This window comes from Acidovorax sp. HMWF018, from assembly GCF_003061035.1.
In the GTDB taxonomy this organism is placed as follows: Bacteria; Pseudomonadota; Gammaproteobacteria; order Burkholderiales; family Burkholderiaceae_C; genus Acidovorax; species Acidovorax delafieldii.
Genome location: NZ_QAIM01000333.1, coordinates 1 through 14,302, shown reverse-complemented (window position 1 = coordinate 14,302; position 14,302 = coordinate 1). Strand labels below are relative to the sequence as shown.

16 protein-coding genes and 1 pseudogene are annotated in these 14,302 nt (G+C 68.3%); 8 read left to right on the top strand and 9 right to left on the bottom strand.

Annotated features, from left to right (window positions below; all coding sequences use genetic code 11):
* Nucleotides 1–212: 212 nt before the first annotated feature.
* Complete coding sequence (locus DBR23_RS12595; RefSeq protein ID WP_108498474.1) at nucleotides 213–740, bottom strand: gamma carbonic anhydrase family protein; 528 nt, start codon at nucleotides 738–740, stop codon at nucleotides 213–215.
* A 210-nt stretch (nucleotides 741–950) separates the two neighbouring features.
* A pseudogene (locus DBR23_RS12590) lies at nucleotides 951–1,565 on the bottom strand (TetR/AcrR family transcriptional regulator); the annotation flags it as partial.
* Nucleotides 1,566–1,717: 152 nt separating this feature from the next.
* On the opposite strand from DBR23_RS12590, the gene DBR23_RS12585 reads away from it, so the two are divergent.
* On the top strand, nucleotides 1,718–2,827 hold the full coding sequence (locus DBR23_RS12585; protein WP_108498472.1) for an MBL fold metallo-hydrolase: 1,110 nt from the start codon (nucleotides 1,718–1,720) through the stop codon (nucleotides 2,825–2,827).
* A gap of 16 nt (nucleotides 2,828–2,843) precedes the next feature.
* Here the strand turns inward: DBR23_RS12585 and DBR23_RS12580 are convergent, their stop codons facing one another.
* Nucleotides 2,844–4,295 (bottom strand): PLP-dependent aminotransferase family protein, encoded by a 1,452-nt coding sequence (locus DBR23_RS12580; RefSeq protein WP_108498471.1) that lies wholly within the window; start codon nucleotides 4,293–4,295, stop codon nucleotides 2,844–2,846.
* 97 nt (nucleotides 4,296–4,392) lie between these two features.
* Between DBR23_RS12580 and DBR23_RS12575 the strand changes: the two genes are divergently transcribed.
* Together DBR23_RS12575 and DBR23_RS12570 are read left to right on the top strand one after the other, a co-directional pair.
* Nucleotides 4,393–4,872 carry an OsmC family protein gene (locus tag DBR23_RS12575; RefSeq protein ID WP_108498470.1) on the top strand — a complete coding sequence of 160 codons (480 nt, stop codon included), beginning with the start codon at nucleotides 4,393–4,395 and terminating at the stop codon, nucleotides 4,870–4,872.
* A gap of 1 nt (nucleotide 4,873) precedes the next feature.
* On the top strand, nucleotides 4,874–5,509 hold the full coding sequence (locus DBR23_RS12570) for an FMN-binding negative transcriptional regulator (RefSeq protein ID WP_108498469.1): 636 nt from the start codon (nucleotides 4,874–4,876) through the stop codon (nucleotides 5,507–5,509).
* Between the two features lie 112 nt (nucleotides 5,510–5,621).
* Here the strand turns inward: DBR23_RS12570 and DBR23_RS12565 are convergent, their stop codons facing one another.
* The 3 genes from DBR23_RS12565 to DBR23_RS12560 all read right to left on the bottom strand — a co-directional run bounded on the left by DBR23_RS12565 (nucleotide 5,622) and on the right by DBR23_RS12560 (nucleotide 7,624).
* Nucleotides 5,622–7,025, bottom strand: coding sequence for a homoserine dehydrogenase (locus DBR23_RS12565; protein ID WP_108498468.1), 1,404 nt, complete (start codon nucleotides 7,023–7,025; stop codon nucleotides 5,622–5,624).
* A gap of 122 nt (nucleotides 7,026–7,147) precedes the next feature.
* The gene (locus DBR23_RS29635; protein ID WP_158276453.1) at nucleotides 7,148–7,297 is read right to left on the bottom strand and encodes a hypothetical protein; all 150 of its coding nucleotides are present in this window, start codon (nucleotides 7,295–7,297) and stop codon (nucleotides 7,148–7,150) included.
* 81 nt (nucleotides 7,298–7,378) lie between these two features.
* The gene (locus tag DBR23_RS12560; RefSeq protein WP_108498467.1) at nucleotides 7,379–7,624 is read right to left on the bottom strand and encodes an ATP-binding protein; all 246 of its coding nucleotides are present in this window, start codon (nucleotides 7,622–7,624) and stop codon (nucleotides 7,379–7,381) included.
* A 68-nt stretch (nucleotides 7,625–7,692) separates the two neighbouring features.
* On the opposite strand from DBR23_RS12560, the gene DBR23_RS12555 reads away from it, so the two are divergent.
* Nucleotides 7,693–7,995 carry an acylphosphatase gene (locus tag DBR23_RS12555; protein WP_108498466.1) on the top strand — a complete coding sequence of 101 codons (303 nt, stop codon included), beginning with the start codon at nucleotides 7,693–7,695 and terminating at the stop codon, nucleotides 7,993–7,995.
* Here DBR23_RS12555 and DBR23_RS12550 read toward each other — a convergent pair.
* From DBR23_RS12550 to DBR23_RS12540, 3 genes are all read right to left on the bottom strand, one after another.
* The gene (locus tag DBR23_RS12550; RefSeq protein WP_369882108.1) at nucleotides 7,973–8,785 is read right to left on the bottom strand and encodes a DUF72 domain-containing protein; all 813 of its coding nucleotides are present in this window, start codon (nucleotides 8,783–8,785) and stop codon (nucleotides 7,973–7,975) included. The genes DBR23_RS12555 and DBR23_RS12550 overlap by 23 nt on opposite strands.
* Nucleotides 8,786–8,846: 61 nt before the next feature.
* Nucleotides 8,847–10,166: a HAMP domain-containing sensor histidine kinase gene (locus tag DBR23_RS12545; RefSeq protein ID WP_108498465.1), complete on the bottom strand. Its 1,320-nt coding sequence runs from the start codon at nucleotides 10,164–10,166 to the stop codon at nucleotides 8,847–8,849.
* Complete coding sequence (locus DBR23_RS12540) at nucleotides 10,163–10,921, bottom strand: response regulator (protein WP_108498475.1); 759 nt, start codon at nucleotides 10,919–10,921, stop codon at nucleotides 10,163–10,165. Before DBR23_RS12540 ends, DBR23_RS12545 begins: the two co-directional genes overlap by 4 nt.
* 182 nt (nucleotides 10,922–11,103) lie before the next feature.
* On the opposite strand from DBR23_RS12540, the gene DBR23_RS12535 reads away from it, so the two are divergent.
* From DBR23_RS12535 to DBR23_RS12520, 4 genes are all read left to right on the top strand, one after another.
* On the top strand, nucleotides 11,104–11,616 hold the full coding sequence (locus DBR23_RS12535) for a DUF2147 domain-containing protein (protein WP_108498464.1): 513 nt from the start codon (nucleotides 11,104–11,106) through the stop codon (nucleotides 11,614–11,616).
* Nucleotides 11,613–12,335 carry a cytochrome c biogenesis CcdA family protein gene (locus DBR23_RS12530; RefSeq protein ID WP_099731677.1) on the top strand — a complete coding sequence of 241 codons (723 nt, stop codon included), beginning with the start codon at nucleotides 11,613–11,615 and terminating at the stop codon, nucleotides 12,333–12,335. The genes DBR23_RS12535 and DBR23_RS12530 overlap by 4 nt, the downstream gene beginning before the upstream one ends.
* Nucleotides 12,336–12,371: 36 nt before the next feature.
* Nucleotides 12,372–12,944: a thioredoxin family protein gene (locus DBR23_RS12525; protein WP_056742590.1), complete on the top strand. Its 573-nt coding sequence runs from the start codon at nucleotides 12,372–12,374 to the stop codon at nucleotides 12,942–12,944.
* Between the two features lie 72 nt (nucleotides 12,945–13,016).
* A partial coding sequence (locus DBR23_RS12520) for a serine hydrolase (RefSeq protein WP_108498463.1) occupies nucleotides 13,017–14,302 on the top strand: 1,286 nt, incomplete at its 3' end.

The following is a 14,302-nucleotide window of genomic DNA, read 5'->3' as shown; positions in this document are numbered from 1 at the left end:
ATCCCTGGTGGGCGGGGGGCGCCGGGGGCACCGCAGCCGCGTGGGGTGTGCCGCTAGGGATGTCCTGCATCACCCTCGCGAGTCGGTGGTAGTGCGGATCAGGACAGGCCGCCAGGCGTCTTTTTGCAGCCAATAGCGGGCTATTGGCAAGAAAAGCAACGCAGCGGACTGCCTGAGACCGCGCTATCACAGACCGCAGGGAGTGATGCAGGTCATCCCTGGTAGTTGTTCTTCACCCGCACGTAGTGCTCTGCCGAGTACTTCAGATACGCAATCTCCGCCTCGGTCAGCGCGCGTTGGCGCACTGCGGGGCGGCCGATGTAGAGGTACCCGCTCTCCAGCACCTTGCCGGGCGAGACCAGGCTGCCCGCGCCCAGCATCACGCGGTCTTCGATGATGGCGTCATCCATCACGATGGAGCCCATGCCGATGAGGCATTCGTTGCCGATGCAGCAGCCGTGCAGGATCACCGAGTGGCCCACCGTGACGTAGTTGCCGATGACCAGCGGCGAGCCTTCGGGCTTGCTGGCGTTGCGGTGCGACACATGGCCCATGGTCAGGTCCTGCACGTTGCTGCACACACCCACGGTGATGCGGTTCACATCGCCGCGCAGCACGGCGTTGCACCACACCGAGCTGTCGCGGCCCAGCGTGACGTCGCCGATGACCTGGGCAGAGTCGTGGATGAAAACGCCGGTGTCCAGGACCGGGGCGGTGTCGAGGTAGGGAGCGAGGGGCATCTTGGTGTCAGGCTGCGTGGAAAGAACGGGCGAGCGTAGTGCAAATCGCACCTCACGCTGGCTTGCTGGCCAGGGTGGTGGCGTGGGTCAGCGCGCTGGGGCGCGGCGAGGGGCAGGTTTCGCAGCGGTGGCAACAGGGGCTGCCGCTGCCTTGCCCGTGCTTCCAGCCGGGGCCTTTTTTACGGGGGACTTGGCCTCCTGGGTGGGCGCGGCGTAGAACCCCAGGAACATATCCACCGCATCCCCTACCACTTGCGCTTGCTGTGCGGCGCTCAAGGGTGGCTGGCCCATGGCCAGCTGGGGCCAGAACGCAAATGCCTTGACCATGCCCTGCAGTTGCTGCGCGGCATAGGGCACGTCCATGGTGGCGCGCAGGCGGCCATCCTGCTGGGCCGCGCGCAGCCAGCGCGGCAGGCCCTCTTCCTTGGCCGAGAGCTTGGCGGTGATGCCGCGCGCGCGCTCGGGGGTGTGCATCATGTCGGCCATGGCCACGCGGCTCAGGTCGATGAAGCTCGCGTCGTTGAGCAGGCGCATCTTTTGCGCCAGCAGCTCCAGCAGTTGGTCGCGCAGCGGGCGCGTGGGGGTGTAGGCCAGTTCGTCGGGTGACTGGCTGCGCTCCCACATCAGCAGCAGAATGGCTTCGAACAGTTCTTCCTTGCTTGGGAAGTGGTTGTACACCGTGCGTTTGGACACATCCGCCGCTGCGGCCACGCGGTCCATGCTGGTGCCGTTGAAGCCGTGTTCGCGGAACTCGCCGATGGCGGCCTGCACGATGGCATCGCGCTTGCGGTCGGTCAGGCGAGGGGTGGGCTGGGAGGCGATCATGCGCAAATTTTACACCGGGTAGTTTACTTTTCTAAAAAGTGCACTACACTGTGCAGTGTAATTTCTATGTCGCAGATCCGGTGTCACTCTCCATCGCCCGCCGCCGCCGTCTGCTCCCGGCACTTTGTGTCGCCTTCGTTGTACTGATCGCCATGGCCTACAGCCTCTTTTCCCGCGCCGCCCAGCCGGTGGCCGCCTATGAACAGTCGCCGCAGTTTGCGGGTGGCAAGTTTCGCAACGTGGCACCCCGCCATGCGCTGGGCGCCCTCAAGACGCTGCAGGTGATGTGGCGCTTTGCCACCGGCAAGCCCGACGACTCGGTGCCGCGCCAGCCCGTGCCGGTGTACGCGGTGATGCGGTCAGACCTGCTGGCCGCGCCCGACCTGAGCCTGTGGCGCCTGGGGCACTCCACCCTGCTCTTCAAGATCAACGGCCAGTTCTGGCTGACCGACCCGGTGTTTTCCGAGCGCGCCTCGCCGTTCCAGTTCCTGGGCCCCAAGCGTTTTCACGCGCCGCCCATCACGATTGACGAGCTGCCGCCCATCACCGGCGTGATCCTGTCGCACGACCACTACGACCACCTGGACTACGCAGCCATCCAGAAGCTTGCGCCCAAGGTGGAGCACTTCATCACGCCGCTGGGCGTGGGCGACCGGCTCATCGCCTGGGGCGTGCCGGCGGCCAAGGTGCAGCAGTTGGACTGGTGGCAGGGCACCACCATCGGCGGGCTGCAGCTGGTGGCCACGCCTGCGCAGCATTTCTCGGGCCGTGGCCTGTCGGACGGCAACAGCACGCTGTGGGCCTCGTGGGTGCTGATCGCGGGTCAAGGCGCTGACCAAGTCCGCGTCTTCTTCAGTGGCGACACGGGCTACTTCGACGGCTTCAAGGCCATTGGTGAGCGGTTCGGCCCGTTCGATCTGACCCTGATCGAAACGGGCGCCTACAACGCCGACTGGCCCGACATCCACATGCACCCCGAGGAGAGCCTGCAGGCCCATCTGGACGTGAAGGGGCGCCATCTGTTCCCCATCCACAACGGCACGTTCGACCTGTCGCTGCACCCGTGGGTGGAGCCGTTCGAGCGCATCACCGCCCTCGCGGCGGCAGCGCAGGTGCCGCTGGTGGCGCCCATCATGGGCGAGCGGCTGGACATCCGCGCGCCCGCGCTGTCCACGCACTGGTGGCGCAAGGTGGAGCCGCAGGCTGTGGTTCAGACGGAGGGCCTTGGCACGGCCCTGGCCCCGCAGCCCGGCGCGTGGTGAAGCACCAGCGCCCGCATCACCGCTGACGCACGAGGCCGCCCACCACGCGAGCGGCCGCGCGGATCTCTGCATCGTCAAACCCCGCATAGCCCAGCAGCCAGCCCCGGCGCGCCGACTGCATCGCATAGCGCGACAGCGGCGCCAGCATCACGCCCGCCGCCAGCGCCTGGCGGCTCAGGGTTTCGTCGTCTGTGCCGGGTGCTACCTCGTGCAGCAGGTGCATGCCACGATCGCTGGTGGCCAGTTGCCAGGCGCCGTTGCTGGCCTCGGCCAGTGCGGCGCGCAGCGTGTGTTGCCGCTGCAGGTACAGCTCGCGCATCTGCCGCAGGTGGCGCAGCAGGTGACCTTCGGCAATGAAGCGTGCCAGCACCGCCTGGGTGTCGCCCGGTGCATGCCGGTCGGTGATGGCGCGGGCCATGGCAAAGGCCTCCACCAGCGCGGGCGGCACCACCACAAAGCCCAGGCGCAGGCCCGGGTGCAGCGTCTTGCTGAAGGTGCCCACGTACAGCACGCGCTCCGAGCCCGGCAGGCTGCACAGGGCAGGCACGCGCTGGGCCTTGCCATCGTTCTTGCCGTACTGGAACTCGCCGTCATAGTCGTCCTCGACCACCCAGGCGTCATGCGTGCGTGCCCACTGCAGCAGCGCCTGCCTTCGCGCCAGGCCCATGCACACGCCGGTGGGGAACTGGTGCGTGGGTGTGACGACGGCCATGCGCGCGTTCGGCCATTGCGCCGCAGCGGTGTCGATGCGCAGGCCGTCTCCATCCATGTCCACCGGCCGCGCCAGCGCGCCGTGGCCCAGCAGGCTAGCGCGGATGCCGGGGTAGCCGGGGTCTTCCACGAGCACCTCGTCGCCTACGTCCAGCAGCAGCCGCGCAATCAGGTCAATGCCCTGCTGCGAGCCCGAGCACACCACCACCTGCGCCGCATCGCAGCGGATGCCGCGCGAAGCCCATAGCCATTGCGCCACGGCCTGGCGCAGGTCGGGGTCGCCAGCCGGGTCCAGGTACTGCGCGCGGTTACTGCGCTGGCCTGAACTGGCCTGGCGTGTCAGGCGGTCCCACAGCGCAAACGGAAAGGTGGCGACTTCTGGCGCGCCAATGCGAAACGCCTTGGCCGCCGCCAGGGGCGGGCGCCAGCGCGCCGCTGTGTCGGCGATCAGCTGCCCCCGGCGCGACAGGCCCCGGGGCGGCGCCACCAGGCCTTGCGGGGCAGGCAATGTGGCGGCCACGGCCTGCGACACATAGGTGCCGTCGCCCACGCGGGCTTCCACATAACCCTCGGCCTGCAGGCGTTGCACGGCCCACAGCACGGTGTTGCGCGACACGCCCAGGCTGGCCGCGTGCTCGCGCGAGGGTGGCAGGCGGATGCCCGCGCGCAGGCTGCCCTGCTCGATGGCGCGGCGCAGTTGCGCATACACCTGCTGGCGCAGGGTGGCAGTGGTTCGATTGGCTCCGGGGCTGGGCACAAATTGGCTCTTTCAATATGGGGATGTACTCATAAACTGAAGAACCATTGTAGAAACCCGGGCCCCCTAACGGGTCCGATCCTCTTGAAAGCACCCCATGGCCGAGCACACCGCCACCATCACCTGGTCCCGTGGCACCGACGACTTTCTGGACAAGCGCTACCACCGTGCCCACACGTGGCAGTTTGACGGCGGCGCCACCGTGGCCGCGTCGTCGTCGCCCCATGTGGTGCCGCTGCCGTACTCCGACGCGGCGGCGGTGGACCCGGAAGAAGCCTATGTCGCCGCGCTGTCGAGCTGCCACATGCTGTGGTTCATGGACTTCGCCAGCCGCGCGGGCTATCGGCTCAACCGCTACACCGACGCGGCCGTGGGCACCATGGCCAAGAACGCAGAGGGCCAGCTGGTCGTCACCCACGTGCAGCTGAGGCCCGTCACGCGCTTTGACGCAGCGCACGCGCCCAGCGCTGCCCAGCTGGAAGACCTGCACCACCGCGCCCACACATCGTGTTTTCTGGCCAACTCGGTCAAGACGCAGATCGACTGCGCCCCGGTGCTTGAAGTGGAAGGGGGCTGACATGGCCAACCCCCACCGGCAGTTTCAGGTGGCCGATGCCGCTGCCCAGCAAGCCCTGGTACGTGCCCAGCCTTTGGCCACACTGGTCATTGCGCACGAAGGCGCGCAACACGTCAATCACATCCCGCTGTACCTGGACCCGGCGCGCGGCCCGCAGGGCACGCTCATCGGCCATGTGGCGCGCGCCAACGCGCTGTGGCCGCTGTTGCCCCAGCAGGCGGTGGCGGTGTTCCACGGCCCGCAGGCCTATGTGTCGCCCTCATGGTATCCATCGAAAGCCCTGGACGGCAAGCAGGTGCCCACCTGGAACTACGCCACCGTGCACGCCCACGGCGCACTGAGCGCGTTTGACGACCCCACACGCCTGCGCGGCATCCTGCACACCCTGAGCGAGCAGCACGAGGCCCACCGCCCCGACCCCTGGCGCATCGACGACGCGCCGCCCGACTACATCGACAAACTGCTGCGCGCCATCGTGGGTATCGAGCTGGCGGTGGAGCGCTGGGAGGGCATCTGGAAGGTGAGCCAGAACCGCACCGACACCGATCGCGCCGGCGTGGTGCAGGGCCTGATGGCGGAGGGCACCAGCGCGGCCGAGGACATGGCCGCGCTGGTGCTGGGCCGGTTGATGGCGTGAGGGATGCGATCGGCAGGGGCTATCAAAATTGATAGCGCCCCAGGCATGATGCACTAGCGCTACCGCCCGTTTTGGCGCCAAAACCTCGTGCTAACACATTCTCAGGCGCCCTTCACCCTTCCAGCGTCTCCACCCGCAGCGTGACCACCGGCCCCGCCACTGCAGGGTGCGCCGCCAGTGCAAACACGGCCAGGTCCACGGTGGACTGCGCCACGGCATCGGTCAGCACCAGTACCTGGGGGCCGCTGCCGGGGGGCAAGGCCTTGTCATGTGCCAGTGCCACCTGCAGCACCGGCACGTGCTGCGCAGCCAGCCAGGCGCCCACGGCCTCGATCTGCTGGGCGCTGTGCACCGGCACGCGCAGATAGTGGCGGGTGTGGACGGCCGCGCGGGGCAGTACCGCCAGTTGCTCGTCCACGGCCTGGGGGTGGAAGCCCAGGTGTGGCACGCGCTGCGCCGCGTGGGTGCCATCGAGCCGCGCCACATCCACCAGGTCGGCAATCACGGCCGATGCGGTCTGCTCCGACCCCGCGCCCGCGCCGTAGTACATCGTCACGCCCGACGCATCGCCCTTGACCATCACGGCGTTCATCGACCCGTTCACATGCGCCAGCAAATGGGTGGCGGGCACCAGCGCGGGCTGCACGCGCAACTCCACCCCCTCCACATTGCCTTCCGAGTCACCCTCCTTGCGCCGCTTGGCCACGCCCAGCAGCTTGATGCGAAAGCCCAGTTGCTCGGCACAGGCCACGTCCAGGCCCTGCAACGCGGTGATGCCTTCCACCTGCGCATCGGCAAACCGCACCGGCATGCCAAACGCATTGGCCGCCAGCAGCGAGATCTTGTGCGCCGCGTCCAGGCCCTCGATGTCAAACGTCGGATCGGCTTCGGCGTAGCCCAGCGCCTGGGCCTGCGCCAGCGCTTCGGCAAAGCCCACACCCTCGTCGCGCATCTTGCTCAGGATGAAGTTGGTGGTGCCGTTGATGATGCCCGCCACCCACTCGATGCGATTGGCCGTGAGGCCCTCGCGCAGCGCCTTCACGATGGGGATGCTCACCGCCACCGCGCCTTCGTAGGCCACGGCCACGCCGTGCTGGCGCGCGGCGGCAAAGATCTCGTTGCCATGCTCGGCCAGCAGCGCCTTGTTGGCCGTGACCACATGTTTGCCCGCACGGATGGCGGCCAGCACCCAGTCGCGTGCGGGGCCGGTGCCGCCAGCGGCCTCCACCAGCACATCCACGTCGGGGTGGGTGGCGACCTGCATGGGGTCGTTGGTCAGCGCCACGTCCTTGCCCACCACGCTCATGGCGCGGGCCAGGCTGCGGGCGCAGACCACCACCAGCTTGATGCCCCGGCCCGCACGGCCCGCAATCAGCGCCTGGTTGCGCGCCAGCACGCGGAAGGTGCCTGCGCCCACGGTGCCAATGCCAATCATGCCCACGCGCAGGGGGCGCATGGCCGTGGCGGACGACGGCAACAACGGGGCTTCGAGGGACTGGACGGGATCGCGGTACATGGACTTCTCCGGCTAACGAACAAACAAAAAAACCCAGCTGCCAGAGCTGGGTTTCGTGCATTCGTCTTGGGGGAGAAGAGAGCGATCACCAGGTGGCTGCCGAAACGGCCACCTGCGCGTGCTCAGGTGGCCGCGGTGGTAATGGTGGTAATCATTCGTGCACCCAGTGCCCGCTGTTCACCATTGGCCCGCGTGGAGGCGGGCGGCATCATGCCCATGCCTTGGAAGGCAGCGGCGCGTGCGGTGGTGATGGGGAGGGAGGTGAACGACATGAAGGGCGCAGTGTACCGGATGCGAGCCAGGGCCTGTCAACCTGCCCGTACGCGCCTTTGTTAGCCTGTGGCGCAACGGCCTCACCGCCCCGGGGTGGCCGCCACCCGCACCATGCGGATCGCATCGAATGGGCAGCGCACCGCACACAGCGCGCACCCGGTGCAGCCCGGCGCGTCGTGCAGGGTGGAGCACTTGGGGCCCCAGGGCCCCGTACCCAACACCTGCAGCGACAGCACATGCGGCGGGCACACCGCCACACACCAGCCGCAGCCGGTGCAGCGCTGGGGGTCGATGGTGGGCAAGGCCTTGGGGGTTGTGGTGGTCATGGGGTGCCTGGTGCTGGCAGTGTGCCCCTGGAGCGGGCTCCCCACAAGGAGCGCGCTACAGTGTCCCCATGAACGCAGAACCCCACTCCACCATCACCCGCCATCTGTTGATCACCGGCCATGTGCAGGGCGTGGGCTACCGCTGGTCCATGGTGCAGGCCGCCGCGCGCCTGGGCGTGACGGGCTGGGTGCGCAACCGCCAGGACGGCCGTGTGGAGGCCTGCGCCTGGGGCCCGGAACCCGCCGTGCTGGCGCTGATCGACTGGGCGCACCAGGGGCCAGCACATGCGCGGGTGGACCGCGTGGTGGTAGGCAATGTGCCCGATGGCGGCGAGGCCCCGCAGGGCTTCACTCAGCGCGAGACGGTGTAGCGCCCAGCTGCCTGAGCAACTCCATCGCCCCTGCCGGCGCCCGCTCTTTGGCGCCGTTGATGAAGTACACAAACACATCGCGTGGCCGGTCGCCGCTGGTCCAGGTGCGCACGCCCTGTGCCCATTGCGCAATCGCATCGGCGGTGTAGCCCGTGGGCACATCGGCCTGGCCACGCATCAGCCGCAGGTAGGCAAAGTCGGCCTCCGCATCCGCGATGGCCGGAAATTGGTCGGAGTCGGTGTACACAGGCACGCAGCCATACCGGCGCGCCAGCGCCACAAACGCGGGCGTCGCAAAACTCGGGTGGCGCACATCCAGCGCGTGGTGCAGCTGCAGGCCATCCACCTTCTGCGGCAGCAGGGCCAGAAAGGCCTCGAAGTCGCCCGGCTCAAACGCCTTGGTCGGCATGAACTGCCACACGATGGGCCCGAGCTTGCCCTTCAGTTCCGAGATGCCACTGTCGACAAACCGCGCGATCGAATCGCCCGCGTCCGCCAGCACGCGCCGGTGCGTGGCAAAGCGGTTGGCCTTGAGTGAGAACACAAAGCCTTCAGGCGTCTCATCGCGCCATTTGGCAAAGGTGGGTGGTTTGAAGGTGCTGTAGTAGGTGCCGTTGACCTCGATCGCCGTGAGCTGCCGGCTGGCGTATTGCAGCTCCTTGCTGTGCGCCAGTCCTGCGGGGTAGAAGCTGCCGCGCCAGGGCTCGAAGGTCCAGCCGCCGATGCCGACGCGGATGCGCGGGTTGCTGGCGCTGATCTCGCTCTGCGGGGTGCTGACAGGTGTGTCCACGGCGTTGCCCTTTTGAGAGTCCACGGAGCGGCCACTGTAGCAGCGGCGCTGGTGCGCATGCCTATGCCGGTAGCGCTTCTGGCAGCTCTACCCGCGCCTCCAGCCCCTGCGCGCCGTCCGCGCGTGGACCCAGTATCAGGCGGCCGCCCAGGGCCTTGGCCAGCTCGCTGGCAATGGCCAGGCCCAGACCGGTGCCACCGGTGCCCCGGTTGCGCGAATCTTCCAGCCGCACATAGGGCTGCAGCACGGCGGCGAGGTCCGCCGGGGGGATGCCAGGCCCATGATCGATGACGCGCACCAGGCACTGGCCTGGCCTTTCTGCCTCCAGCGTCAGCTCGGCGGCACCCGCAAACTTGAGCGCGTTGTCCACCAGGTTGCACAGCAGGCGGCGCAGGGCCTGGGGGCGGGTGTCGCAGGTCACATCCACTGCCTGCAGCACTTGTACCGGCAGGCCGGCATCGGCGTAGTCGCGCGCAATGCTCTCCACCAGCGCGCGCAGGTCCACGCGCTGCGCGGGCTCGCGCACGGCCTGCGATGAGCGCGCGTAGGCAATGCCCTCTTCCACCAGCGACTGCATTTCGGCCAAGTCGGCGTGCAGCTTGTCGCGCAGCGTGGTGTCGTCCAGCAGATCCGCGCGCAGGCGCAGCCGGGTGATGGGTGTTTGCAGGTCGTGCGAGACGGCGGCCAGGATCTGCATGCGTTCCTGAAGATGCGCCTGGATGCGCTGCTGCATGTGGTTGAAGGCAACGGCGGCGCGCACCACTTCGCGCGGGCCGTCTTCAGCCAGCGGCACGGTGGGGCGGTCGGCGCCCAGCGCATCGGCCGCATCGGCCAGCGTGCTCAGGGGCCGCGTGGCTGCACGCACGGCCCACGCGCACAGGCCCACCAGCAGCGCCAGCTGCAGTGCCAGCGCGCCCAGCACCCAGGGCGATATCTGCAGCCGGGGCTCGTCCATGTCCACGGCCAGGGGCGTACCGTCGGCCAGGCGCAGCTGCAGCCGCAGCTCGGTGCCCGGCACATGGGGGTCGATCACCTGCACCGGGCGGTCAGTGGGCAGTGTGGCCGCCACAGCGCTGGCAACGAGGCGGGCCAGCTGGGACGGGTCGGCAGGTGCGTCCAGGGGTTCGGCCAGTGCAAAGCGGTAGTTGCGGCGCGCCAGCCGGTCCACCCACTGTGCGCGCTCGGTGGCAGGCAGGCGTTCCAGCATGGCGACCGAGCTGGCCACGTCGCTGGCGAAATACGACACCATGGCCCGCCGCATGGTCATGCTGCGCTCGGTGAACGCCAGCACAAACGTCAGCGCATGTGCCAACGCTAGGCCCAGTGCCATCACCAGCAGAATGCGCCCGAACAAAGAGCGTGGCCACCAGCGCAGCGTCATGGCGCAGCTCCTGCGGGTGCTGCCGCAGCTTGCACATCGGCGCAGAACACGTAGCCCTCGTTGCGCACGGTCTTGATGTAGCGCGAGCCGCGCGCGCCATCGCCCAGCCGCTGGCGCACACGGCTCACCAGCAGGTCGATGGAGCGGTCGAACACATCGGCATCGCGCCCCTGTGTGAGCTGCAGCAGCTGGTCGCGTGTGAGGATGCGCTGCGGGTGGTCCAGCAGCACACGCAGCAGGCGGTATTCGGCGCCCGACAGCGCCACCACTGCGCCCGTGGCATCGAGCAGGTGGCGTGCGGTGGTGTCCAGCCGCCAGTCCCCAAACGTGAGGTGGCGCGCGGGTTCGGCCTTGGCCAGATTGGGCGGCAGCATGCGCGTGCGCCGCAGCACCGCGTGGATGCGTGCCAGCAGCTCGCGCGCGGCGAAGGGTTTGGTCAGGTAGTCGTCCGCACCCAGCTCCAGGCCCAGGATGCGGTCCGCCTCGTCGCTGCGTGCGGTGAGCATGATGATGGGCAGCGGTGGGGCGCCCGGGCTGCGCAGCTCGCGGCACAGTGCGATGCCGTCGGTGCCCGGCAGCATCAGGTCCAGCACCAGCAGGTCGATGCGCTGCGTGACCAGCACCTCGCGCATTTGCCGCCCGTCGGCGGCCACGCTCACCTGCAGGCCCTGGCGCTGCAGGTACTCGGCAGCCAGTTCGCGGATGCCGGCGTCGTCATCGACGATCAGGATGTGGTCGGGAGCGGGCGTCGTCATCATGGCGGCCATTGTCCGGGCTTTGGTGGTGCCGCGGTATGGGCTGGGTGGGCAGATATGTATCTCAACTTGTCTGCCCGATGCATCGACAAGCGCGCATACCAAAAGCCCCTGGCCAGACAAATCGCCGATACCTGCGCTGGCTTCAATGAGGTCTTCCTGAACTTCACGAGGACCTTGCCATGAAACCATCCATCGCGGCGACCGCCCTGCTGACCCTGGGCCTGGCGCAGGCAGCCAGCGCGCAAGAGGCCGCCGCAGCGCCGCCAGCCGCTGCGGCGCATGCACCGGGTGCAACCCACCCCAAAGCCCCCTTGGGCCGCTGGATCACCGAGAGCGGCAATCTGGAAGTGAACATCGCTCCTTGCAACCCCGCTGGCGGCAACGCCCTGTGTGGCAAGGTGGTGCGCGTGCTGGCCAACCGCTCCATGGGCGCGCCGGGCGCCGACATGGCGGCGGCCGACGCGCGGCCTGCGCTGGGCATGACCCTGCTGTCGGGCCTGCACCCGGCGGAGGGCGGCAGCAGCGAGTACCAGGGCGAAATCTACAACCGCGAGAACGCCAAGACGTACCGCGTCAACCTGACGCCGGCCGAGCCGGAACAACTGCTGGTGCACGCGTACGTGGGCATTCCGCTGTTCGGCAAAACCCAGGTGTGGCGCCGTCCGGCGGCCGAGCAGGGGAGCGGGCAATGACCATGGCCACCACCTCGCCCTGGCTGGCCGTGGCCGCCGGCATGCTCACAGTGGGGGCGCCCTGCGTGTTGCCCATGCTGCCCGTGGTGCTGGGGGCCTCGGTGAGCGGCGCCGACTCAGCGCGGCGCACACGCCCCCTGTTCATTGCCCTGGGCTTTGCGCTGTCGTTCGCGGCCGTGGCACTGCTGTTCAGCAGCTTCACGCAGGTGCTGGGTGTGTCTCAGGAAGGCCTGCGCCGGTTTGCCGCCGTGATGCTGCTGGTGTTTGGCGTGCTCACGGTGTGGCCCCGGCCGTTCCAGTGGCTCAGCCAACATGCAGGCGGCGTGCTCAACCGCATGGCCAGCCTGGGGATGGGCAGCGGGGGTGGCAACTGGGGCGGACTGCTGCTGGGCCTGAGCCTGGGCGCGGTCTGGACACCCTGCGCCGGGCCGGTGCTCGCCTCCATCCTCACCCTCATCGCTACCGAGCCACCGGGGGTGGGCACCGCCGTACTGCTGCTGGCGTATTCCACCGGCGCAGCGCTGCCCATGCTGGCCATTGCCTATGGCGGCCAGGCCGCGGCCACCCATGTGCGCCGCATTGCACGCCACGCACACCGCGTGCAGCAGGTGTTTGGCGTGGTGGTCATTGCCATCGCGCTGGCCATGCTGTGGGAGGTGGATGGGCAGATCACCGTCTGGCTTACGCAGTTTTATCCCTCGGGCTGGGGCGGCCTGTAAGGGGCGACACCCCACCGATTGCAAGGAGCTTTCACCATGACATTGCACCCCTCTTCCCCGCGCTTTTCCGAGCGCCGCGCTTTCCTGGCGTCGATGGCCGCTGCACTGGCGGCCCCTGGCTTGGCGTATGCAGCGGGCCCCGCCAGCCCCGCCGCAGCGTTGCCCGACTTGGGCGCTGCGCCAGAGTTCACCGGCATCGAGCGCTGGCTCAACTCCGAACCGCTGAGCCTGGCGCAGTTGCGTGGCCGCGTGGTGCTGGTGGACTTCTGGACGTACGCCTGCATCAACTGCATCCGCACCCTGCCCCATGTGAACCGCTGGGCCGAGCAGTACACGCCCCAGGGGCTCACCGTGGTGGGGGTGCACACGCCAGAGTTTCCGTTTGAGCGCCCGACCGCCAACGTGGAAGCCGCCATGCGCCGCCACGGAGTAAAGCACCCCGTGGCACAGGACAACCGCTATGGCACCTGGAAGGCCTACAGCAACCAGTATTGGCCCGCCACCTACCTCATCGATGCGCAAGGCCGCATTCGCTACAAGCACTTTGGCGAAGGCGAGTACGAGCGCACCGAGGGCGTGATCCGCACCTTGCTGGCCGCGCGGGGCTGATCGGCCCGACCGATTCCGTTTTCTTTTTTTGTTCTTCCCCATCCCACGTTTCTTGACCGAGGCCTTCTCACCATGCGCTCTTTTCATCGCCACCTCACCCCTTCCTTCACCGCCGTCGCCTTGGCCTGCACCCTGCTGGGGGCCGCTCCTGACAGCCAGGCCCAGGCTCCGCAGCTGCCGCCGCCGGACGCCACCAACCCTGTGACCCTGCAGCTGATGCAGGGCTTCCCACCGGCGCCTGACAAGGTGGTGCGCCTGGCCAACATCCTCAAGTACCCCAACGTGCGCTGGGCCGCGCAGCACCTGCGCGAACTGGGGCCCACGGCCACCATCTGGCGCGGTGCAGCAGCGCCCAGCGCACTGCCCGCCGCGCCGCGTGCCTTGCCCGACACGCTGGCGTTTGCCGACGACAAGGGCGCGCCCACCACGCTGGCCGACTGGCAGAAGGCCACCTACACCGACGCCCTGCTGGTGCTGCACCGGGGCCGTGTGGTGTATGAGCGTTATCACATCGGCATGCAGCCGCAGCAGCCACATGTGCTGTGGTCCATGAGCAAATCGCTGGTGGGGCTGCTGGTGACCGAACTCATCCAGGAAGGCGCCATCGACCCCAGTGCGCGCATCGTGCGTTACCTGCCCGAGCTGGCCAACAGCGCCTGGGCCGATGCCACCGTGCAGCAGACCCTGGACATGACCACTGGCGTCAAATACGCCGAAGACTTTGCGGACCCCACCTCCGGTGTCTTTCAGTACCTGGCCGCTGCGGGCCTGCAGCCTGCGCGCCCCGGCAGCAATGGGGCCAAGAGCATGGCCGAGCACCTGCCCACCGTGCAGAAGGACGGCGAGCACGGCACCGCGTTTGCCTACAAGTCGGTGGACACGGAAGTGCTGGGCTGGCTGCTGCAGCGCGTCACCGGCAAGAGCTACGCCACGCTGTTGTCCGAGCGCATCTGGTCCAAGCTGGGCACGCAGGAGGACGCGTATGTGTTTGCCGATGCCAACGGCGGCCAGGCCACCAGCGTGGGCGTGAACGCCACTTTGCGTGACCTGGGCCGTCTGGGCGAGATGCTGCGATCCAACGGCCGCTTCAACGGCCAACAGATCGTCTCGCCCGCCACCATTGCCGAGCTGCGCAAAGGGGCCGACCCCGCCCAGTTCAGCAAGGCCCCGGGCACGGCCATGCGCGCGGGGTACTCGTACCACAACCAGTGGTGGATACCCCACGATGCCGATGGCACCTTTGAAGCCAAAGGCCTGATGGGCCAGCACATCCACATCAACCCGGCGGCCGAGCTGGTGGTGGTGAAGTTCTCCACGCACCCCGTGCCCAACACCGCCTTCACCCACGCGCTGGACCG